Genomic DNA, 20,450 nt, shown 5'->3' with positions numbered 1-20,450 from the left:
AAGAGCGGCTCGAGCGACACGACCGCCACCAGCCCAAAAAACATCAGCAGGCTGGAAAGCGTCGTCGCCATGCCCGCCCCGGCGATGCCGAACGCCGGAAAGCCAAGATTGCCGAACATCAGGCACCAATTGGCGAACGCATTGAAGGTCACGGCTGCGAACACGATGATCAGCGCCCATCCCGGCCGCTCCAGCGCCGAAATGAAGGAGCGCAGCACGATGTAGCCGTAGAACGGCAGCACCGCCCATTGCAGCCAGACCATGTAGACCGCGGCCTCGCGCGCCAGTGCGGGCTCCTGTCCCATCCAGACGAGGATCGACTCAGTGTTCCACAGCACGATCCAGATCGGGATGCAGACGAGGATCGCCAGCCACAGGCCCTGGCGCACGGTGCGGCGTATGTCGCGCACCGAATGCCGCTTGCGGCCGAGTTCGGTAGCGATCATCGGCGACGTCGCCAGCATCAGGCCGAGCCCGAATATCAGCGGCGCGAAATAGAGATTTGAGCCGAGCGCGCCGGCAGCAAGCGTCGCTGGCCCGAGCCGCCCCATCATCATGACGTCGGTGGCGTTCATCGCCACCTGGCCGAGATTGGTGAGCACCATCGGCCACGACAGCGCGAGCATCGCCCGAATCTCGTCGCGCCAGGGATGTGCAGGCGCTCTCACGCCCGCCTCTAACGCAGTCATCTGTCTATCTTTCCGCAAGCCGGCATCCGCGATGTGCGCGAGATGCCGCAAAATCCGGCGGCAGAACGCCGGCCGTCATCCTAATTGCGACCGTATTTGAACGAAATGAAGCTCAGAGACAAGGGACGAAGCGTTGCAATGGTTGAGCCAGCGGCAAGGTGGCGTGCCTTCGAAGACCGCCGACCGGCACGCCTCATTCAGGAAAATATCGGACGAAAGCGAAGCGCTGGCCGTCCGGCGCCCAGCAGGGCACGTTGATCGTTCCCTGGCCGCCGAACAGGCCGAGCAGCACTCGCGGTTCGCCGCCGGCGGCCGGCAGCAGGCGAAGCTCCACGTGCTTGTCGCGCGGATGGCCAGTGACGCCCGGCTCATAGGCGAGATGGAGCACATGGCGGCCATCGGGAGAAGGATGAGGAAACCAGTTGACCCGCTCGTCGTTGGTCATTTTCTGGACGTCGCTGCCGTCCGCACGCACCCGCCACAGATCGACCGCGCCGCTCCTCTCGCCATTGAACCAGATCCACTTTCCGTCGGGCGTATAGTCGGGCCCATCGCAATGGTCGAAGCCACGGGTGACCTGGAACTCCGCACCGCCCCCGACCGGACAAGTGTAGACCTGAAAAGTACCTCCGCGCTTGGCCACATAGGCGAGCGTGCGTCCATCGGGCGACCAGCCATGCCAGTAGGCGGGCGCTTGCTCGGTCACGCGGGTAGGCGTTCCGCCGCCGAACGGCAGCGTATAGATCTCGCTCGACCCGCTCTCGGTGGAATCGCTTATGACGAGCATCGCGCCATCCGGAGATATGCCGTGGTCGTTGTTGATGTTGCGGGCGAAACCCGTGTCGATCTCGACGAAATCGGGGTCGGCCAGATCGATGCGGTAGAGCCTGCCGTTCCGGTTGACGATCAAGGCGGCGCCGTCCGGCGTCCAGTTCGGCGCTTCAACGAGATCCGCCGTCTTCAGCACCGTCGCCACCGTTTTGCTGGCAAGCTCGAAGATCGCGATCTCGCTCATCATCTCGTTCTCCGCGCAATAGAGGTCGACTGGTCCGATCACCGGATTGCGTCGAGCACCTGCCGCTGCCGGTGCATCTCGAGAAAAACCCGGTAATCGTGGTCGAACCGTTCCCGAGCCTTGGGATTGGGTCGCCGCTCGCGTCCGCCCTGCTGCATGGCCTCGCAGGCTTCGGGCAGCGTCGGGAACAAGCCGGCGGCGGCCGCGGCGACCATGCCGGTGCCGAGCAGCATCGCGTCCTCGGCCAGCGGCTCTATCACCGTGCAGTCTGTGGCGTCGGCGTAAAGCTCCATCAGCAGCGGGTTCTTCGCATGGCCGCCGGTGACATGCAGGGTGTCGACGGCCTGACCGTTCTTGTTCAGTGCTTCCAGGATATGGCGCACGCCGAGCGCAATGCCGACGCAGGTGCGCCAGTAAAGCCGGCAGAGGCTATCGAACGAGGCGTCGAGCGTCAGCCCGCTGATGACCCCCACCGCATGCGGGTCGGCCAGCGGCGAGCGGTTGCCGTGGAAGTCGGGCAGCACGTGCAGCCGTCCGGCGAGATCCAGGCCTTCCGCGGCGCGCAGTTCCATCACCCGCGCAGCAATTCGGCGATGAATGGGCGCGTCGGGTTCGCCGCCCGCGCCGTGCCAGCGAATGATGTGATCGAGCAGCGCGCCGGTGGCCGACTGGCCGCCTTCGCTCAGCCAGCAGCCGGGCAGCGCCACGCCGAAATATGGCCCCCAGCCGCCGAAGAAGGGGCGCGGCTCGGCCGACATCGCCATCACGCAACTCGATGTGCCGGCGATCAGCGCGACATGCCGTTCGAGCCCGCCGAGATCGCCTGCATGGCCGCCAAGCACGCCGAGCGCGCCGGCATAGGCATCGATCAGGCCGGCGCCGACGCGGCAGTTCACCGTGAGGCCGAGCGCCCCCGCCGCCTCTTCCGTCAGCGCCCCGAGATCCGCGCCGACCGGGCTTGCCCGGTCGGGCAGGCGGCCGCGCTCCAGCATGTCGGGGATGCCGACGAGCTTCAGGAAGTCGCGCCGCCAGCCTTCCGCCTCATGGGCGAGGTAAGTCCATTTGCAGGTCAGCGTGCATTGCGAGCGGGCAAGCGAGCCGGAAGCCTTGAAGGTCAGGAAATCGGCCAGGTCGAACATATAGCCGGCGCGCGCCCAGCTTTCGGGCAAATTGCGCTTCAGCCACATCAGCTTCGGCGCCTGCATTTCGGGCGACATCACGCCGCCGACGAAATCGAGCACGCGGTGGCCAGTGGCGGTGCATTCGTCGGCTTCCGTGAGTGCGCGGTGGTCGAGCCAGACGATCGTATCCCAGCGATCATCGCCGCCGGTCGAGACCGTTAGCTGGCCACCATCGAAGTCGCGCAGCACCAGCGAGCAGGTGGCATCGAAGCTGATGCCGGCGATATCTCCGGCCGATATGCCGGCCTTTTCGCGGGCGGCCCTCACTGCGATGCAAACCGCCGACCAGATGTCTTCCGAATCGTGTTCGGCATGGCCGGACTCAGGCCGGTTGATGAGGATCGGGTGTTCGGCGCGCCCTCGCAGCCCGCCGCTTTTGTCCAGAATGCCGGCGCGGGCGCTGCCGGTGCCGACATCGACGGCGCAGATGAAACGCTCCATCAGCAGGCGCTCTTTCGCGCTTGCGCTTCCGGGGAATGTCGGGACCGTTGCAGCATGAAGGCGAGCATAGTAGCCGCCCGAAACGGCGCAAGAGGCAAGCGCGCGCCGCTACGCAGCGGCAAACACTCCTTCGCCGCCGATCCACACGCTTTCGATGTCCAGCGCGTCCGACAAATGCACGATGTCGGCGCGCGAGCCCGGCGCAAGCCGGCCGTGGCGGGTGCCTTGGCCAATACTTTCGGCAGGGTAGAGCGAGGCCATGCGCAGGGCTTCGCCAAGCTCGACGCCGAGCGTCCGATGCATGAAGCGGACCGCCGAAATCATGTCGAGATCGGCCCCGGCCAGCGTGCCGTCCTCCAGCGTCAGTCGGCCGTTCTCTCGCCGTATCGTCCGGCCGTTCAGCGTAAAGGAGGTCATGTCCGTGCCGATCGTCGCCATGGCGTCGGTGACGAGGAAGATCCTGCCCGGCCTGCGCTTGGCGCGCAGCGCTATGCCGATCGTCGCCGGGTCGACATGGATGCCGTCGGCGATCAGCCCGCAGGACAGCGCGCCTGTGTCGAGTGCGGCGCCGACCAGGCCGGGCTCGCGGTTGCCGATCTGGCTCATTGCGTTGAAGAGATGTGTGACCATGGACGCGCCGGCTTCAGCCGCGGTCGCGGCCAGCGCGGAGCTGGCGTCGGAATGACCGAGGCTGACGACGACGCCGGCTGCGGCCAGCGCCGCGATCCGCCAGGCGGGCACGGTTTCCGGAGCAACGGTGGTCAACAGCACCGGCATCTGCTTTCGCGCCGCAATCAGCGCCGCCTTGTCGGCATCGCTCATCGGGCGGATCAGCGCCGGGTCGTGCGCGCCCTTGCGAGAGATCGACAGATGCGGGCCTTCGAGGTGCAGTCCAAGAAAACCCGGGATATTTTGGCGCGCCGCTTCTGCTCCGGCGGCGATCGCCTGTGCGGTGATTTCAGGCGTGTCGGTTATCAGTGTCGGCAGCAGCGCCGTGGTTCCGAACGGCGCATGCGCCCGGCAGATCGTGCGGATCGTCTCGGCGTCGGGCCGATCGTTGAACATCACTCCGCCGCCGCCATTGACCTGAACGTCGACGAAACCCGGCGCAAGCAGGCCGCCTTCGGCTTCCACCACGCGCAGACCGGCCGGGATCGCGTCATCAGCAACGATGGCATCGACCGACCCGTCGCGGATAACGAGGGCGGAGCTTTCATGCCACGTCTCGCCGTCGAAAATCGTGGCGTCTTTTATGGCGAATGGTCCGTTCATACGGTCTCGGTCACTTTTCTGAGATTCGGCGGCTCGTCCGGATTCAACCCGCGATGACGGGCAAAGGCCTCGACGAAGCCGTAGAAGGACACGATAAGCGCCAGCGGGTCGGTGAGGGGATGGCCGGTGTCGACATGCGGAAGCATTTTGGCTGGCGTCGCTTGCGCCGACGTCAGGAACACCGACGCGCCCTTCTCGGCCAGCCGGCCGGCGGCTTCAGCCATGGACGGCTCGGAAGCATCCCGCGAGGCCAGCGCCAGCACCGGAAAACCCGGACCGACCAGCGCCAGCGGCCCGTGCATCACCTCGGCCGCGCTATAGGCCTCGGCATGCATGGCACAGGTTTCCTTGAATTTCAGCGCCGCCTCGTTGGCGATGGCGAAGGAGGGGCCGCGCCCGAGGATGAACAGCGAACTCTGGCCTGTCAGCGAGCCGGAGATCTCCATCCAGTCGCATTCGATCGCCTTGCGGAAATGGCCGGGCAGTTCCGCCAGAGCGGCAAGCAATGCGTCGTCGCCGGTGCAATGCGCCATCAAAGCCAGGCCAGCGACCGCCGAATTGACGAAACTCTTGGTCGCCGCGACGCTGCGTTCCGGGCCGGCGAGAATGTCGATCGCGTAGTCGGAGGCGCGGGCGAGCGGAGAATCCGCGGTGTTGGTGAGCCCGATGGTCAGCGCGCCGGCGTTGCGCGCGCTCTCGGCCATTGCGACGATGTCAGGGCTCTTGCCCGACTGCGAGATCGTCAGGCACGCCGAGCCGGATAGCCTGAGTTTCGCGCCATAGATCGAGGCGACCGACGGGCCGACCGAGGCCACGGGAATGCCGGCGGTCAGCTCCACCGCATATTTCATGAACGAGGCGGCGTGGTCGGACGAGCCGCGCGCCACGGTGACGAGAAAAGCGGGATTGCGTTCGCGCACACCGCGCCCGGCTTCGGCCAGCGCCTCCTTCGAGCCGTCGAGCAGGCGTGCGACGGCATCGGGAATCTCGGCGATCTCGCGCCGCATATGGGTCATCGTGATCAAGCCGACGCTCCCGGATTGTCCGCGCGCCCGCTCAGGCGCAGTTCGGCGACGAAATCATAGGCGTCGCCGCGATAGATCGAGCGGGTGAATTCTATTACCTTGCCGCTGGCAAGGTAGGAAATCCGCTCGATGTTCAAACTAGCGGAGCCCGCCGGCACGTCGAGAAGCTTCGCGTCGGCCTCGCCGAGATTGGCGGCCGAGATGCGTTGCACGGCGCGCACCGGGCGGTTGCCGGTTTTTTCCAGCGCCGCATAGAGCGACGAGTCGACCGCGGCGGGATCGGGCAGCGCCGTTGCGGACAGCGACGCCCGCTCGATGGCGAGCGGCGTATCGTTGGCGATGCGCAAGCGGCTGACGCGCGCCACGAACTCCTTCGACGAAAGGCCGAGCACCATCATCTCGTCGGGCGAGGGCGGATAGATGCCCCGGTCGAGCCAGGTGGACCTTACCGTCATGCCGCGCCTGGCCATGTCCTCGGTAAAGGAGGTCAAGAGCGACAGCGACTGCTCGACGCGCTCGACGCGCGGCGCAACGAAAGTGCCGGAGCCATGTCGCTGGACGAGTATGCCGCCTTTGACCAGATCCTGAACCGCCTTGCGCACAGTCACCCGAGACACATCGGCTTTAAGTGCAATGTCGCGCTCCGAGGGCAGCGCATCGCCCGGCCCGATGACGCCGCTCAGCACCGCATCCTCGATGCTTTTCTTCAGTTGCAGATAGAGCGGCGCTCCACGCTGGGCGGCACCCCTGACGCTTGCAAAGATCTGCTCGGCCGCGTCAGTCATGGGCCTTGCCCCCGCCCGGGCCGAACCGGCGCACCGCCATGGCGACCGCGCCGCCAAGCGCATCCTGCAGCGGCGGGCGCACCATGGCCCGATATTTCTGCGAAAGGCGCGGCTCCAGGAGCGGGGCAAGCCCGCCGAGCAGGCAGAGCGGATCGGCTTCGCGCAGATTGAGCACGTCGAGCGAGGCCTCGATGTCGGATACAGCGCGGGCCAGAATCCGCTTGCCGACAACGTCGCCCTTGGCGGCGTATTCGAAAACCATCGGCGCGAAACCGCCGAAATCGCCGGGCTTGGCCGTGGTCGTGAACTCGACCACGTCGCGCGGATTATCCCGAAACACGGCGAGCAATGCCTGGGTCAAGGGCGAAGCCTCGCGGATGCGGTCGTAGGCGAGCATCGTTTCCTCAAGCAGGTCGCGGCCGATACGCCCGCCGCTTCCCTGGTCGCCGATCAGGAAGCCCCAGCCGCCGACGGTTCGTACTTCGCCATCGCGGCGCACCATGAAGGCTGTGCCCGTACCGAGCACTGCAATTGCGCCGTCCGCCTGGCCGAGCGCGCCTTCGAGCGCGATCAGCGCGTCGCTCTCGACGATGCTTCTGGGGAAGGGCAGTATGGCTTCGAGTTGCTGCCGGTATGTGCCGACATTGCTGCCGGCCAGGCCAAGCAAGGCCGGTATTTCGGGGATCAGCGCCGGATCCTTGCCGGCGTCGATGAGCGCAAGCCGCGCGGCCTCGACTATGTTCGCACGGGCTCCAGTGAGGTCGGTGCGGATATTGGCTGCGCCGCTCTTGGCGCGACCGATGATCGCGCCGTCGGGTCCGGCCACCGCCGCCCGGCAGCTTGTTCCGCCGCCATCTATTCCAAGCACCAGTTCCACGTCGAAGACTCCTCCGCAGTGATAATACCAATAAAATACCAATAGCCAAGTGTTAATTTGTTCGCCGGACGTCGACACTGCTCATCTGTTTGAATGGATTGCATTTTACTGATTTCTCAATCAACCTGCGACATAAATTCGTTAACGCCGCTGGACAAGTGGTATTTTTTTGGTATTGTCGGTTTGACGGAGGGACATAATGGTCATTGCGCGTACCGAAGCGGTGCACAGAAATGCCAGCGGGCTGGATCTGCAGCCGCCGGAGGCCATTGTCCGTATTCTACTCGATGCTCAGGTCGAGGCCGCCAACAGTGCGCGCGACGCGGCCGAGGATGTCGCCAGGGCGGCCGGCATCGCCGCGCATTGCCTCTCCACCGGAGGCCGGCTCGTTTATGCGGCCGCGGGCAGCTCCGCTCTGATGGCGCTAGCAGACGCGCTCGAACTTCCCGGCACGTTCGGCATTTCGCGCGACCGCATCGTCATTCTTTTGGCCGGCGGCCTCGCCAGCCTCTCCGACCTCACCGGCGGACCCGAAGACGATGCCGGTCAGGCAAGACGAGAAATTGCCGCAGCCAGGGTTTCCAACAAGGATTGCGTGATCGCGGTTTCGGCCAGCGGCTCGACGCCCTATGCAGTCGGCGCACTTGAAGAGGCCCGCAATCGCGGCGCTTCCACGATTTCGATCGCCAACAATGCCGGCGCGCCGCTCACCGCGCTCGCCGATGTCGGCATCGTCATTGAAACCCCGCCGGAAGTGATCGCCGGCTCGACCCGTATGGGCGCCGGCACCGCGCAGAAGATCGCGCTGAACATGATGTCGACGCTGATGGCGATTCATCTCGGCCATGTGCATGACGGCTACATGGTCAATCTCAATCCCGACAATCTCAAGCTGAAGGGTCGCGCCGCCCGCATCGTTTCGGCGATATCCGGCTGCACGGAGCCAGAAGCCGCGTCGTGGCTCGACAAAAGCGGCGGCTCGGTCAAGGCTGCGATCCTGATGGCTGCCGGCGCAGCCAGCCGGGACGCGGCGCAGGAACTGCTCGCAGACGCAGACCAGAAGCTCAGGCATGCGCTTGCGAAACTCGAGGGGAGCGCGGGCGCTATGTCCACGCCTCGTCATAACCGAACCTGAACAGGTCAAAACAGGGAGACTGAAATGAAGAACAACGCACTGACAACGCTTCTGATGGCGTCCAGCATTCTCGGCACGGCCGGGCTCGCCGTCGCCCAGGACAAGACGATCACCATCGAAAGCTGGCGCAACGACGACCTCGCCATTTGGCAGGAAAAGCTGATTCCGGCCTTCGAGGCCAAGAACCCAGGCATCAAGGTGGTGTTCGCACCGTCCGCGCCGACCGAGTACAACGCCGCGCTCAACGCCAAGCTTGATGCAGGCTCGGCCGGCGACTTGATCACCTGCCGCCCGTTCGACGCCTCGCTCGAACTCTATAATAAGGGCCACCTCGCCAATCTCGCCGACCTGCCCGGCATGGAGAATTTCTCCGACGTCGCGAAGTCGGCCTGGACCACCGACGACGGCTCGGCGGATTTCTGCGTGCCGATGGCGTCCGTCATCCACGGCTTCATCTACAACGCCGACGCGTTCGAGCAACTCGGCATCGCTGTGCCGGCCACCGAGGAAGAATTCTTCGCCGCGCTGGAGAAGATCAAGGCCGACGGCACCTTCATCCCGATGGCCATGGGTACCAAGGATCTCTGGGAAGCCGCGACCATGGGCTACCAGAACATCGGCCCGAATTACTGGAAGGGCGAAGAAGGCCGCCTCGCGCTGATCAAGGGTGAGCAGAAGCTGACCGATCCGCAATGGGTCGAGCCCTTCGCCGCGCTGGCCAAGTGGAAGGACTATCTCGGCGACGGCTTCGAAGCGCAGAGCTATCCGGACAGCCAGAACCTGTTCACGCTTGGCCGCGCCGCCATCTACCCGGCCGGATCGTGGGAGATTTCGGTCTTCAACACGCAGGCGGACTTCAAGATGGGCGCCTTCCCGCCGCCGGTGAAGAATGCCGGGGACGAGTGCTACATCTCCGACCATAACGACATCGCCATCGGTCTCAACCCGAAGAGCCCGAACGCCGACGCGGCCAAGGCCTTCCTGTCCTGGGTCGCATCGCCGGAATTCGCGACGATCTACGCCAACGCGCTGCCGGGCTTCTTCAGCCTGTCCTCGACGCCGGTGAAGATGGAAGATCCGCTTGCCCAGGAATTCGTGTCCTGGCGCGACAAGTGCAAGTCGACCATCCGCTCGACCTACCAGATCCTGTCGCGCGGCACGCCCAATCTCGAGAACGAGACCTGGGTGAAGTCGGCCAACGTGATCAACGGCACCGAGACGCCGGAAGCGGCGGCCAAGGCGCTGCAGGATGGCCTCGACAGCTGGTACAAGCCGGCTAAGTAGCTCCTCTTATCCTGCCCTTGTGAGGAGAGTCGCGAATAAGGTGAGCGGGGCGGGGTGCATGCGATTGCTCCGCTCCACCCAAATTTGATTGCCGGCGCTGCCCCTCACCCTTACCCTCTCCCCGTGAATGACGGGGAGAGGGGGGCGTCAGCGTTGCCGCCAGCCCTCCTCTCGCCGCCCTGAGCCTGTCGAAGGGTTGCGGGGAGAGGATGCCGGCAGGCAGGTGAGGGGCAGTTCTACCTCCTGAGAATTGGCGCAAACGGGAAGGCGCAAGACGACGCGCATGGCGACTGAAGCAAAAAAACCAATCCGCTGGCATATCGCCGTATTCCTGGCGCCGGCTGTGCTGGTCTATACTGCGGTCATGATCGTGCCGCTGTTCGGCACGCTGCAGCTTTCGCTGTTCAGTGCCGATGGCCAGACGCGCGTCTTCGCCGGTCTCGACAATTTCCGCACCCTGTTCTTCGACCCGCGCTGGTCGGCGAGCTTCTGGAACGCTCTCTGGAACAACACCTGGTTTTTCATCATCCATATGCTGGTGCAGAATCCCATCGGCGTCGTACTGGCAGCGCTCTTGTCCTCGCCGAAGCTGCGGTTTTCCGCCTTCTACCGCACCGCAATCTTCATCCCCACGATCCTGTCCTTCGTCATCGTCGGCTTCGCCTGGAAGCTGATCCTCTCGCCGCTTTGGGGCGTCGCGCCGAACCTGCTCGATCTCGTCGGGCTGAAGAGCCTGTTCACGCCCTGGCTCGGCAAGGAGGAGTATGCGCTGACCACGCTCGGGCTGATCTCGGTCTGGCAGTTCGTCGGCATTCCGATGATGCTGATCTACGCGGCGTTGCTGTCGATTCCCGACGAGGTGATAGAGGCCGCCGAATGCGACGGCATTACCGGCATGGCGCAGTTCTGGAAGATCAAGCTGCCGCTGATTCTGCCCTCGATCGGCATCATCTCGATCCTGACTTTCGTCGGCAATTTCAACGCCTTCGACCTGATCTATTCCGCCCAGGGCGCGCTCGCCGGGCCGAATTTCTCGACCGACATTCTCGGCACCTTCCTCTACCGCACCTTCTTCGGCTTTCAACTGCAGATCGGCGATCCCTATATGGGCTCGACCATCGCCTCGATGATGTTCTTCATCATCCTCGCCGGCGTGTGCCTATACCTGTTCGCCGTGCAGACGCGGCTGCGGCGTTATCAGTTCTGAGGGGATGATGGAGATGAGACCGTCATGCACCCCGATTTCTGGAACACCCCTCATCCGTCGCCTTCGGCGACACCTTCTCCCACAGGGGGAGAAGGGAGGGGCGCGTTCTTCCTTCTCCCCCTGTGGGAGAAGGTGGCCGAGCGAAGCGAGGCCGGATGAGGGGTGTTCCAGCTTGGCGAGGACCGTCGCATGAGCACCGCCACCCAATCCCTCCCCAGAACCGTCGCCGCCCATGCGGTGCTGATCGCCTACACCGTGATCGCGCTGTTTCCGGTCGTCGTCATCGTCATAAACTCGTTCAAGTCGCGCAACGCAATCTTCCGCTCTCCGCTATCGCCGCCTACGGCCGAGACCTTCGACCTGATCGGCTACACGACCGTGCTGAGGCAGGGCGACTTCTTCCTCTATTTCCAGAACAGTTTCATCGTCACCGTCATGTCCCTGTTCCTGGTGCTGCTGTTCGGCGCGATGGCATCGTTTGCGCTGTCGGAATACCGCTTTCGCGGCAATTCGCTGATGGGGCTCTATCTGGCGCTCGGCATCATGATCCCGATCCGGCTCGGCACGGTGGCGATCCTGCAGCTGATGGTGGCGAGCGGTCTGGTCAACACGCTGACGGCGCTGATCCTGGTCTACACCGCGCAGGGGCTGCCGCTCGCCGTGTTCATCCTGTCGGAGTTCATGAAGCAGGTGTCGGACGACCTGAAGAATGCCGGCCGCATCGACGGGCTTTCCGAATACCGCATCTTCTTCCGTCTCGTGCTGCCGCTGGTGCGGCCGGCCATGGCGACGGTCGCGGTCTTCACCATGATCCCGATCTGGAACGATCTGTGGTTCCCGCTGATCCTTGCGCCCTCCGAGGCGACCAAGACCGTCACGCTCGGCGCCCAGCTTTTCATAGGCCAGTACGTCACCAACTGGAACGCCGTGCTCGCTGCGCTGTCGCTGGCGATCCTGCCGGTGCTGGTCCTCTACCTCATTTTCTCGCGGCAGCTGATCCGCGGCATCACCTCGGGAGCGGTGAAGTGAACATGAATTCCGATAAACCCCTTCGCGTCTTCGTCGCCGGGCTCGGTAATATGGGCAGGAGCCATGCGCTCGCCTACCACAACAATCCGGGCTTCGAGATCGTCTCGCTGGTCAACCGCTCTGACGTGCCCTTGCCGGCAGGGCTCGGCGGCTATCCAACCCGCCGCTCGTTCGAGGAAGCGATTGCCGAGCTGAAGCCTGATGTCGCCTCGATCAACACCTACTCCGACAGCCATGCCGACTATGCAGTGATGGCGCTGGAAGCGGGCTCCCATGTCTTTGTCGAAAAGCCGCTGGCAACCACAGTCGCCGACGCAGAGCGCGTGGTCGCCGCGGCCAAGGCGAACGGCAGGAAGCTCGTCATCGGCTACATCCTCCGGCATCACCCGTCCTGGATGCGTCTGATCGACGAAGCGCGCAAACTGGGCGGCCCCTATGTCTTCCGCATGAACCTGAACCAGCAGTCGAGCGGACCCACATGGGAGACACACAAGGCGCTGATGCAGACGACCTCGCCCATCGTCGACTGCGGCGTCCATTATCTCGATGTGATGTGCCAGATCACCGATGCGAAGCCGGTCGAGGTGCGTGGCATGGGCCTGCGGCTGACCGACGAGATCGCCCCGGCGATGTACAATTACGGCCATCTGCAGGTGCTGTTCGACGACGGGTCGATCGGTTGGTACGAGGCCGGCTGGGGGCCGATGATGTCGGAAACCGCCTTCTTCGTGAAGGACGTGATCTCACCGAAGGGGTGCGTGTCGATCGTCATGAACGAGGCCGCGACCAAGTCGGACGACGTCGACGCCCACACCAAGACCAATATGATCCGCGTGCACAGCTCCGCGATCGGAGCAGACGGAAAATTCACGTCCCCGGACCGGCAGTTGTCGATGCAGGACGAGCCGGGCCATCAGGAGCTTTGCGACCGCGAGCAGGCCTTTCTGCTGAAGGCGATCCGCGAGGATCTAGATCTCACCCGCCACATGGATGACGCGGTGACATCGCTGCGGGTCTGCCTGGCGGCGGATGAGAGCGTCAGGACGGGCAAGGCGGTGAAGCTGTGAGCGCGGCGTACCGTCATATCGGGGGACTTGCATGGGCTCGCTGAAGATCGAAAACATCAGAAAATCCTTCGGCTCCGTCGAAGTGCTGAAGGGCATCGACCTGGAAGTGACGGATGGCGAGTTCGTCGTCTTCGTCGGGCCGTCGGGGTGCGGCAAGTCCACGCTTTTGCGCATCATCGCCGGGCTCGAGGATTCGACCTCCGGAAAGGTGCTGATCGACGGCGGCGACGTCGGCAACGTGCCGCCGGCCAGGCGCGGCATCGCCATGGTCTTCCAGACTTATGCGCTCTACCCGCATCTGACCGTGAAGAACAATATGAGCCTCGGTTTGAAGCAGGCCGGCACACTGGCGGACGAAATCGCACGTCGCGTCGGCATCGCCTCCTCGATGCTGTCGCTCGAACCTTACCTCGAGCGCCGCCCTGCCGAGCTTTCCGGCGGCCAGCGCCAGCGCGTCGCGATCGGCCGCGCGGTGGTGCGCGAACCGAAACTCTTTCTCTTCGACGAGCCGCTGTCGAACCTCGACGCTGCGCTGCGCGTCAACACCCGGCTTGAGATCGCGCAGCTTCACCGACGCCTCGCCGCGACGATGATCTATGTCACCCACGATCAGGTCGAGGCGATGACTTTGGCCGACAAAATCGTGGTACTCAACAACGGCCAGGTCGAGCAGGTCGGCGCGCCGATGGAACTCTACAATTCGCCGGCAAACGAATTCGTCGCCGGCTTCATCGGCTCGCCCAAGATGAACTTCATCGATGGCGGCAGGCTCGGAGAGACCGCCAAGACGATCGGGGTGCGGCCTGAACATATCACTGTCGATCGCAACGCCGGCACCTGGAAAGGCACCGTCATCCACGCCGAGCACCTCGGCGCCGACACCAACCTCTATATCGATACGGAAAAGGCAGGCCTGCTGACGGTGCGCATATTCGGCGTTTATGATGCCGAGCCCGGCGCGGCGATCTATGCCACGCCCGATCCGGCCAGAACCTATCGCTTTGGCGCCGACGGCAGGGTAATTAGATAGGCGCCGGTTGAAAGCTCAAGCCGGCACTGTAGATCAGTCGGCCGAGGCAAGCATGAACCGGGACGACATCGACAACATAGCGGCATGGCTGGCCGATCGCGGACTCGCCGGCGACGACGAGACCAGCCTTATGCAGGGCTTCTGCAGGCGCTGCGTCGATGCCGGCCTCGAAATGTCGGCCGGTACAGCGATCATCGACACGCTGCATCCGGTTTACGAGGGCAGGGTCTTCCATTGGACCAGGGACACCCCTGACGATACCCGCGTCACCGAATATTTGCCGACTGCCGCGAGCGACAACGAGGAAAGCTGGCGCCGCAGTCCCTTCTATCATCTCCTTCAAAGCGGAGAGGACGAATTGCGCCGCCGTCTCGAATTGGGCGAAACGGCCGGGTTTCCGATCCTTGACGAGTTGAAGGAGAGAGGCGAGACCGATTATTTCGCCATGATCCATCGGTTCGACAAGAAGACCGCCATCGGCGAGATGGATTGTTTGATGTCGCGCTGGACGACGACGCGGCCAGGCGGCTTCGACGAAGCCGATCTGGAGGCGCTTCGCCGGCTTGTCCCGGTGCTCGGCCTCGCCATCAAGGCGGCGTCGCTGGCGCGCGTCGCGGAATCGCTGGTCGAAGCTTATCTCGGACGTGATCCGGGTCGGCGCGTGCTCCAGGGCCGGATGTCGCGCGGCGTGGTCGAAAAGATCAACGCCGTGCTGTGGTTCTCGGACATGAAGGGCTTCACCGCGCTTTCCGAAAGCATCGCATCCGACCAACTTATCCCGTTGCTGGACGATTACGCCGAGGCGGTGATTTCCGCCGTTCACGCCGCCGGCGGCGACGTGCTCAAGCTGATCGGCGACGGCACGCTGGCGATCTTCACCGCCGACGATCCCGAGGAGGCCTGCTGCTCGGCGCTGCGCGCAGAGGCTGAGCTGAGGTTACGGCTGGACGAGCTCAACCAGCGCCGCGAAGACGAGGGAAGGCCGACCACGTCGATCTATCTCGGGCTGCATATCGGCGATGTCTTCTACGGAAACATCGGCAGCAAGGACCGGCTCGACTTCACCGTCGTCGGCCAGGCTGTCAACGAGGTGAGCCGCATCGCGTCGATGTGCAGCTCAGCCGATCGCGACGTTCTGTTTTCGGCCGCATTCCGCGAGTCGCTGCCCGAGGAGGAGGGGGCGAAGCTCGTCTCGGTCGGCCGCTACGCGCTGCGCGGTGTCGGCCGCGCCCAGGAATTGTTCACGCTCGATCCCGAACTGGCGGTTTTCCCGCTACGTTGAGGGGAGTCAAAAAAGGTGCCTCGAAGGACGCACCTTTTCGAAAAACCTACCCGTCAGCGCGAACCTGCTGGCGCTGCGATCCCAGCCCTTCGATGCCGAGTTCCACCACGTCGCCGGCTTTCAGGTAGCGCGGCGGCTTCATGCCCATGCCGACCCCGGGCGGCGTACCGGTAGAGATGATGTCTCCGGGCTGCAGCGACATGAACTGGCTGAGGTAGGAAACGAGATACGACGCCCCGAACACCATGGTCTTGGTCGAGCCGTCCTGCATGAATTCGCCGTTGACGGTCAGCCACATCTTGAGGTTTTGCGGGTCGGGAATCTCGTCCTTGGTCACCAGCCATGGGCCGGTCGGGCCGAACGTGTCGCAGCTTTTGCCCTTGGTCCACTGGCCCGAGCGCTCGGTCTGAAAGGCGCGCTCGCTGACGTCGTGGACGATGCAGTAGCCGGCTACGCAATCCAGGGCCTCGGCCTCGGAGACGTATTTCGCTTGCTTGCCAATGATGATGCCGAGTTCGACCTCCCAGTCGGTCTTTTCCGAACCGCGTGGGATCAACAGGTCATCATTGGGCCCGACGATCGCCGAGGTCGCCTTCATGAAGATGATCGGCTCGGGCGGCACGGTCGCGCCGGTCTCGGCGGCATGGTCGGAATAATTTAGGCCGATGCAGATCAATTTGCCGGTGCCGGAGACACAAGGCCCGAGACGCGGGCTGCCATCGACCGGCGGCAGCGTCGCCGGATCGATGCGGGCGAGTTCGGCCAGCGATTGCGGAGCGAGCGCCGCTCCGGCTACGTCGGCCACATGCGCCGAAAGATCCCGGATCTTTCCGTCCGCGCCAACCATGCCCGGCCGTTCGCTCCCGGCCTCTCCATATCGAACCAGTTTCACATCAAACTCCTTGAGGACAGATCAGATCGTCATGCCGCCGTCGACGGCATAGGCTTGGCCGGTCGTATAGGTCGCGCCGGCGAGATAGACGGCGAGGTCGGCTATTTCTTCCGGCGTGCCAAGGCGGCCCATCGGTTGGCGGGCGATGAAGGCCGCGCGGGCCTGTTCATAGTCGCCCTGCGCCCGCATGCGGGCTTCCAGCGAGGGGCTTTCGACAGTGCCCGGGCAAATGGCGTTGCAGCGTATGCCCTGGCCGACGAAGTCCGCGGCGACTGATTTGGTAAGACCGATCACCGCTGCCTTTGTGGTGGAATAGGCGAAGCGGTTCGGAACCCCCTTTGTGCTCGACGCTACCGAGGCCATGTTGATGATCGCTCCGCCGCCGCGCGCGATCATGCCGGGAAGGACGGCGCGGATGGTCCGCACCATGGATTTCACGTTGAGGTCGAAGGCGAAATCGAGGTCGCCCTCCTTCATGTCGAGGATCGAGCCGGCATGGACGAAGCCGGCGCAATTGAACAGCACGTCCACCGGGCCGACGGCGGCCAAGGCATTGGCGACCGCCGCATCGTCGAGAACGTCGAGCTTTTGCAGCGAAAGCCCGCTTTCGTTGCCGAGTTCGGCGAGCAGTTTCTCGTTGATGTCGGTGGCGTGAACAACGGCACCCGCGCGTGCGAAAGCCAGCGCCGTTGCCCGGCCGATGCCCTGCGCCGCCGCAGTGACCAGGACGGTCTTGCCCGCCAGATCGCCGATCATCGCCTTTTCCTCTCCTGCGCAGTCGTAGGTTTACACGCCGGTTTCGTCAACGCGGCCAGGGCGCGGAGAGGAGCGCCCAGCGGCGAACGTGTTTGCTTATCGGTAAAGAACAGGTTTTTTGCCGTCAAGCCTGAGCCAGGCTTGCGGTGCGGCTTTCCTCGTCTATGAATTTCGGCCAGTCATGGGAGAACGGGAGAGCGCCATGCTGGTCGACACGCACCTTCACATCATTGACAAATCCCGCCTCAGCTATCCGTGGCTTGCCGAGGTTCCGGCGCTCGACCGCGACTTCCTCTATGCCGAATACAAGCGCCAGGCGCTGCGCGCCGGCATTTCCGACGCCATCCACATGGAAGTGGACGCGGCGCCTGACCGGATCGAGGCGGAGATAGACTTCGCCGGCGAACAGTCCCGGCAGCCGGGGAGCCTGATCCGTGGTTGCATCGCGGCCTGCCGGCCGGAGGAGCCGCGTTTCAGCGCTCTTGTCGAGAAATACACCGCCGACCCGTTCGTGCTGGGTTTCCGCCGCCTCATCAACCCGCTGCCGGACGGCGTATCGGACAGCAGCATCTTCGTGGAGAACATCCGCCGCCTCAGCGGAACAAGACTGACTTTCGACGCACACGTTCACGGCCATCAGTTGCCGCGGGCGATCGGGCTTGCCGACGCAGCGCCTCAGGTGCGCCTCATCCTCGACCATTGCGGCGTGCCGGACATTCGCGGCGGCGATTTCTCTGTCTGGCGGGAAGGCATTGCGGATATCGCGAGGCGGGAGAACGTAACCGCCAAGATTTCCGGCATCATCGCTTATGCCGATCCCGACAACTGGACGGTCGAGACGCTGCGGCCCTATGTCGAGCACATTATCGAGAGTTTCGGCTGGAACCGCGTGGTGTGGGGCAGCGACTGGCCCGTCTGCACGCTGGGCGGCGGACTACTGGCCTGGACCAGCGCGACCCATGCGCTGCTTTCGGGCTGCGCCAACGAGGAGCGCGAGAAACTGTTCTGGCGCAATGCGGATCGGATCTGGAAGCTGGGTTTGGGCGCAAGCTTGACGCACCCAACCGACCCCGAAGCCACTCAATCCCCGTAAGGCACCCAGACGTTCTTCACCTCGATCGCCCGCCGCAGGAACGCCTCGCCCCCCACAAGATCGGACGTCCAGTCGACGGAGCGGCCACTGCTCGTCCACACACGCTTGAGATTGCCGATCGATTCGGCTTCGGCCGACTTGCAGACGTCGGAGTCGGCGACGATCCACAGTCCGTCGACATCGTCGTGCCTGGCCAGCACGCCGGCCAGTTCGGCGGTCTTGCCGGTAACGATGTTGATCGCGCCTGCCGGCACATCGGAATATTCAATGACCTGGTAGAGATCGGTCGCCAGTAGCGGATACTTCTGGCTCGGCACGGCAACCACTGTGTTGCCCATGGCGAGCGCAGGCGCGACCAGCGAGATCAGGCCGAGCAGCGGCGCTTCGTCGGCGGCCACGATGCCGATCACGCCGACCGGCTCATGCAGCGCCAGCGTCACCGCACGGGCCGGCGGCGCATGCACTCGGCCTTCGAACTTGTCGGCCATGCCGGCGAACGAGAAGAGCCGTTCGATCGACAGTTCCACCTCCTCGCGCGCGGCTTTCGCGCTCGCGCCGGTAAGCTGCACCAGCCGGGCGGCGAATTCGTCGGCCCGTCCGGAAAGATTTTCGGCCAGGAAATAGAGCACCTGGCTGCGGTTATAGCCCGTCGCCTCGCCCCAGGCGCGGCAGGCCCGCGCGGCCGAAACCGCGTCGCGGATGTCCTTGCGGTTGCCAAGGCCGACTTCGCAGGCGAACTTTCCTTTTCGGTCGGCCACGGCCAGCGAATAATTGCCGTCCGGCCGCACCTGCTTGCCGCCGATGAACAGCTTTGCCGTGCGGTCGATGCCGAGACCTTCGCCGTCGACGCCTTCGATTTTGGCCGGCGCAGCCGCCGGCTTGATCGGCGCCCCGAGCGGCAGCTTGGCGACAAGGTATTCGTGCATGCCCTCGCGGCCGCCCTCGCGTCCAAAGCCGCTCTCGCGGTAGCCGCCGAAGCCGCAGGCGGCGTCGAACAAATTGGTGCCGTTGATCCAGACGACGCCGGCCTTGAGCTGCGGCGCGGCGTGCAGGGCCAGATTGATGTTTTCGCTCCACACAGAAGCCGCGAGGCCGTAGCGCGTGTTGTTGGCGAGTTCGACCGCCTCTTCCGTCGTGCGGAAGGTCATCGCCGCCAGCACCGGGCCGAACACTTCCTCCTGCGCCAGTATGTTGGCCGGCGCGACGCCGGTGGCGAGCGTCGGCAGATGGAAATAGCCGGCCGAAGGCAGCGCGCAGTCCGGCTGCCAGCATTCAGCGCCTTGGCTGGCGCCCTGGGCGACCAGGCCGCGCACGCGGTCGAGCTGCGTCCGGTCGACCAGCGGGCCGATGTCGGTGTTCTTGTCCAGCGGGCTGCCGAGGCGCAGCCGGCTCATGCGGGTCTTGACCTTGGCGATGAAGGCTTCGGCGACGCCCTCCTGCACCAGGAGCCGCGAGCCGGCGCAGCAGACCTGCCCCTGGTTGAACCAGATGCCGTCCACCAGGCCTTCGACCGCGCTGTCGAGATCGGCGTCCTCGAAGACGATGAAGGCCGATTTGCCGCCGAGCTCCAGCGATATCTTCTTGCCCGACCCGGCGGTCGCCTTGCGGATGATCTTTCCGACCTCGGACGAGCCTGTGAAGGCGATCTTCTGCACGCTGGGATGGTTGACGATCGCCGCGCCCGCATCCGGTCCGCCGGGCAATATGTTGACGACGCCCTTCGGCACGCCGGCGCGTTCGCAGATTTCGGCAAACAGTATGGCCGTCAGCGGCGTGAACTCGGCCGGCTTCAGCACCACCGTGCAGCCGGCGGCCAGCGCCGGTGCGATCTTCCAGGCCAGCATCAGCAGCGGAAAATTCCACGGAATGATCTGGCCGACCACTCCCACCGGCTTGTGATCGGGAAATTCCTTATCCAGCGACTGCGCCCAGCCGGCATGGTGGATGAAATGACGGATCGCCAGCGGCACGTCGATGTCGCGGCTTTCGCGGATCGGCTTGCCATTGTCGATCGACTCCAAGACGGCGAACAGACGCTGATGGCGCTGCATGGCGCGGCCGACGGCGTAGAGCACCTTGGCTCGGGCGTAGCCGGAACTCGCGCTCCACTTGGGCAGCGCCTTGGCCGCCGCCGCGACCGCCACGTCAACGTCCGCGTCGCCCGCATCGGACACCTTGGCCAGCAGCTTGCCGGTGGCCGGGTCGTTCGTCTCGAAAGTCTTGCCGCCGGCCGCCGCTTTCCATTCGCCGCCGATGAAAAGCGCCTTCGAGAAATCGCGCTCGGCGAGCCAGGCATCCGCCTCGTTGCGGGATTCCGGCGCGGGGGCGTAGTCCATCGCGTGGTAGCGTTCGAGGATGTTCATGTCAGGTCTCCGAACCGCCTAGGCTAA

18 protein-coding genes are annotated in these 20,450 nt (G+C 64.4%); 8 read left to right on the top strand and 10 right to left on the bottom strand.

Annotation, left to right across the window (positions count from 1 at the left end):
- The 7 genes from MAXJ12_RS00865 to MAXJ12_RS00835 form a co-directional block, all read right to left on the bottom strand.
- A partial coding sequence (locus MAXJ12_RS00865) for an MATE family efflux transporter (protein WP_040584513.1) occupies positions 1-689 on the bottom strand: 689 nt, incomplete at its 3' end.
- A 193-nt stretch (positions 690-882) separates the two neighbouring features.
- The gene (locus MAXJ12_RS00860; RefSeq protein ID WP_008833835.1) at positions 883-1,707 is read right to left on the bottom strand and encodes a TolB family protein; all 825 of its coding nucleotides are present in this window, start codon (positions 1,705-1,707) and stop codon (positions 883-885) included.
- 35 nt (positions 1,708-1,742) lie between these two features.
- Positions 1,743-3,326 carry an FGGY-family carbohydrate kinase gene (locus MAXJ12_RS00855; RefSeq protein ID WP_008833834.1) on the bottom strand — a complete coding sequence of 528 codons (1,584 nt, stop codon included), beginning with the start codon at positions 3,324-3,326 and terminating at the stop codon, positions 1,743-1,745.
- Between the two features lie 108 nt (positions 3,327-3,434).
- Entirely contained in the window at positions 3,435-4,598 is a 1,164-nt protein-coding gene (gene nagA / locus MAXJ12_RS00850; protein ID WP_008833833.1) for an N-acetylglucosamine-6-phosphate deacetylase, read from the bottom strand.
- The gene (locus MAXJ12_RS00845; RefSeq protein ID WP_162097473.1) at positions 4,595-5,605 is read right to left on the bottom strand and encodes an SIS domain-containing protein; all 1,011 of its coding nucleotides are present in this window, start codon (positions 5,603-5,605) and stop codon (positions 4,595-4,597) included. Before MAXJ12_RS00845 ends, nagA begins: the two co-directional genes overlap by 4 nt.
- A gap of 14 nt (positions 5,606-5,619) precedes the next feature.
- The gene (locus tag MAXJ12_RS00840) at positions 5,620-6,408 is read right to left on the bottom strand and encodes a GntR family transcriptional regulator (RefSeq protein ID WP_008833831.1); all 789 of its coding nucleotides are present in this window, start codon (positions 6,406-6,408) and stop codon (positions 5,620-5,622) included.
- The gene (locus tag MAXJ12_RS00835) at positions 6,401-7,285 is read right to left on the bottom strand and encodes a glucosamine kinase nucleotide-binding domain-containing protein (protein WP_008833830.1); all 885 of its coding nucleotides are present in this window, start codon (positions 7,283-7,285) and stop codon (positions 6,401-6,403) included. Before MAXJ12_RS00835 ends, MAXJ12_RS00840 begins: the two co-directional genes overlap by 8 nt.
- 199 nt (positions 7,286-7,484) lie before the next feature.
- Between MAXJ12_RS00835 and MAXJ12_RS00830 the strand changes: the two genes are divergently transcribed.
- The 7 genes from MAXJ12_RS00830 to MAXJ12_RS00800 all read left to right on the top strand — a co-directional run bounded on the left by MAXJ12_RS00830 (position 7,485) and on the right by MAXJ12_RS00800 (position 15,319).
- Complete coding sequence (locus MAXJ12_RS00830; RefSeq protein ID WP_008833829.1) at positions 7,485-8,420, top strand: N-acetylmuramic acid 6-phosphate etherase; 936 nt, start codon at positions 7,485-7,487, stop codon at positions 8,418-8,420.
- A gap of 24 nt (positions 8,421-8,444) precedes the next feature.
- Positions 8,445-9,704: an ABC transporter substrate-binding protein gene (locus tag MAXJ12_RS00825; RefSeq protein WP_008833828.1), complete on the top strand. Its 1,260-nt coding sequence runs from the start codon at positions 8,445-8,447 to the stop codon at positions 9,702-9,704.
- Positions 9,705-9,987: 283 nt separating this feature from the next.
- Positions 9,988-10,911 (top strand): carbohydrate ABC transporter permease, encoded by a 924-nt coding sequence (locus MAXJ12_RS00820; RefSeq protein ID WP_008833827.1) that lies wholly within the window; start codon positions 9,988-9,990, stop codon positions 10,909-10,911.
- 189 nt (positions 10,912-11,100) lie between these two features.
- Positions 11,101-11,940: a carbohydrate ABC transporter permease gene (locus MAXJ12_RS00815; RefSeq protein ID WP_008833826.1), complete on the top strand. Its 840-nt coding sequence runs from the start codon at positions 11,101-11,103 to the stop codon at positions 11,938-11,940.
- 2 nt (positions 11,941-11,942) lie between these two features.
- Positions 11,943-13,007 carry a Gfo/Idh/MocA family protein gene (locus MAXJ12_RS00810; protein WP_040584509.1) on the top strand — a complete coding sequence of 355 codons (1,065 nt, stop codon included), beginning with the start codon at positions 11,943-11,945 and terminating at the stop codon, positions 13,005-13,007.
- Positions 13,008-13,038: 31 nt separating this feature from the next.
- Complete coding sequence (locus MAXJ12_RS00805) at positions 13,039-14,037, top strand: ABC transporter ATP-binding protein (protein WP_008833824.1); 999 nt, start codon at positions 13,039-13,041, stop codon at positions 14,035-14,037.
- A 52-nt stretch (positions 14,038-14,089) separates the two neighbouring features.
- The gene (locus tag MAXJ12_RS00800; RefSeq protein ID WP_008833823.1) at positions 14,090-15,319 is read left to right on the top strand and encodes an adenylate/guanylate cyclase domain-containing protein; all 1,230 of its coding nucleotides are present in this window, start codon (positions 14,090-14,092) and stop codon (positions 15,317-15,319) included.
- 46 nt (positions 15,320-15,365) lie between these two features.
- On the opposite strand, the gene MAXJ12_RS00795 is transcribed toward MAXJ12_RS00800, so the two are convergent.
- Positions 15,366-16,211, bottom strand: coding sequence for a fumarylacetoacetate hydrolase family protein (locus MAXJ12_RS00795; protein ID WP_008833822.1), 846 nt, complete (start codon positions 16,209-16,211; stop codon positions 15,366-15,368).
- A gap of 21 nt (positions 16,212-16,232) precedes the next feature.
- Positions 16,233-16,967, bottom strand: coding sequence for an SDR family oxidoreductase (locus MAXJ12_RS00790; protein WP_008833821.1), 735 nt, complete (start codon positions 16,965-16,967; stop codon positions 16,233-16,235).
- Positions 16,968-17,169: 202 nt separating this feature from the next.
- Here MAXJ12_RS00790 and MAXJ12_RS00785 point away from each other — a divergent pair, with 202 nt between their 5' ends.
- Positions 17,170-18,060, top strand: a complete 891-nt coding sequence (locus MAXJ12_RS00785; RefSeq protein ID WP_008833820.1) for an amidohydrolase family protein — start codon at positions 17,170-17,172, stop codon at positions 18,058-18,060.
- On the opposite strand, the gene MAXJ12_RS00780 is transcribed toward MAXJ12_RS00785, so the two are convergent.
- Complete coding sequence (locus MAXJ12_RS00780; protein ID WP_008833819.1) at positions 18,048-20,423, bottom strand: aldehyde dehydrogenase family protein; 2,376 nt, start codon at positions 20,421-20,423, stop codon at positions 18,048-18,050. The two genes, MAXJ12_RS00785 and MAXJ12_RS00780, sit on opposite strands and share 13 nt — an antisense overlap.
- Between the last annotated feature and the right edge of the window lie 27 nt (positions 20,424-20,450).

Source organism: Mesorhizobium alhagi CCNWXJ12-2 (assembly GCF_000236565.1).
Lineage (GTDB): Bacteria > Pseudomonadota > Alphaproteobacteria > Rhizobiales > Rhizobiaceae > Allomesorhizobium > Allomesorhizobium alhagi.
The sequence above is the reverse complement of the archived record's forward strand: the minus strand, read 5'-3'. Positions and strand labels throughout refer to the sequence as shown.

What these genes read in the sequence shown, in the direction of transcription:
- MAXJ12_RS00860 (WP_008833835.1), bottom strand. Translation starts at nt 1,707, where the DNA reads ATGATGAGCGAGATCGCGATCTTCGAGCTTGCCAGCAAAACGGTGGCG.
- MAXJ12_RS00855 (WP_008833834.1), bottom strand. Translation starts at nt 3,326, where the DNA reads ATGGAGCGTTTCATCTGCGCCGTCGATGTCGGCACCGGCAGCGCCCGC.
- nagA (WP_008833833.1), bottom strand. Translation starts at nt 4,598, where the DNA reads ATGAACGGACCATTCGCCATAAAAGACGCCACGATTTTCGACGGCGAG.
- MAXJ12_RS00845 (WP_162097473.1), bottom strand. Translation starts at nt 5,605, where the DNA reads ATGCGGCGCGAGATCGCCGAGATTCCCGATGCCGTCGCACGCCTGCTC.
- MAXJ12_RS00840 (WP_008833831.1), bottom strand. Translation starts at nt 6,408, where the DNA reads ATGACTGACGCGGCCGAGCAGATCTTTGCAAGCGTCAGGGGTGCCGCC.
- MAXJ12_RS00830 (WP_008833829.1), top strand. Translation starts at nt 7,485, where the DNA reads ATGGTCATTGCGCGTACCGAAGCGGTGCACAGAAATGCCAGCGGGCTG.
- MAXJ12_RS00825 (WP_008833828.1), top strand. Translation starts at nt 8,445, where the DNA reads ATGAAGAACAACGCACTGACAACGCTTCTGATGGCGTCCAGCATTCTC.
- MAXJ12_RS00820 (WP_008833827.1), top strand. Translation starts at nt 9,988, where the DNA reads ATGGCGACTGAAGCAAAAAAACCAATCCGCTGGCATATCGCCGTATTC.
- MAXJ12_RS00815 (WP_008833826.1), top strand. Translation starts at nt 11,101, where the DNA reads ATGAGCACCGCCACCCAATCCCTCCCCAGAACCGTCGCCGCCCATGCG.
- MAXJ12_RS00810 (WP_040584509.1), top strand. Translation starts at nt 11,943, where the DNA reads ATGAATTCCGATAAACCCCTTCGCGTCTTCGTCGCCGGGCTCGGTAAT.
- MAXJ12_RS00805 (WP_008833824.1), top strand. Translation starts at nt 13,039, where the DNA reads ATGGGCTCGCTGAAGATCGAAAACATCAGAAAATCCTTCGGCTCCGTC.
- MAXJ12_RS00800 (WP_008833823.1), top strand. Translation starts at nt 14,090, where the DNA reads ATGAACCGGGACGACATCGACAACATAGCGGCATGGCTGGCCGATCGC.
- MAXJ12_RS00790 (WP_008833821.1), bottom strand. Translation starts at nt 16,967, where the DNA reads ATGATCGGCGATCTGGCGGGCAAGACCGTCCTGGTCACTGCGGCGGCG.
- MAXJ12_RS00785 (WP_008833820.1), top strand. Translation starts at nt 17,170, where the DNA reads ATGCTGGTCGACACGCACCTTCACATCATTGACAAATCCCGCCTCAGC.
- MAXJ12_RS00780 (WP_008833819.1), bottom strand. Translation starts at nt 20,423, where the DNA reads ATGAACATCCTCGAACGCTACCACGCGATGGACTACGCCCCCGCGCCG.